The organism is Zobellella endophytica, from assembly GCF_003012775.1.
Classification (GTDB): Bacteria; Pseudomonadota; Gammaproteobacteria; order Enterobacterales; family Aeromonadaceae; genus Oceanimonas; species Oceanimonas endophytica.
The window spans coordinates 1-206 of the sequence record NZ_PXYG01000061.1 but is presented as its reverse complement, the minus strand read 5'-3'; the positions used below and the strand labels follow the sequence as shown (position 1 = coordinate 206).

The following is a 206-nucleotide window of genomic DNA, read 5'->3' as shown; positions in this document are numbered from 1 at the left end:
CGTCGTCCCCCTCGGCCAGCAGCACCGAGACCGTCGGCGTGGAGTCGTCCTGCAGGGTGAGGGTCACGGTGGCCGTGGCGCTGTCCCCGTCGCCGTCGGTGAGCCGGTACTGGAAGCGCACCTCGCCCTCCTCGCCCGCCGCCGGGGTATAGCTGAAGCTGCCGTCATGGTGGTACACCAGGCTGCCACTGCCGGTGAGGCTGCCC

Annotated in this window: 1 protein-coding gene; it reads right to left on the bottom strand. The window is 71.8% G+C overall.

Translation table 11 applies throughout. The annotated features are described in order from the left end of the window. On the bottom strand, positions 1-206 hold a 206-nt coding region (locus C7H85_RS19795; protein ID WP_158260128.1), incomplete at both ends, for an Ig-like domain-containing protein.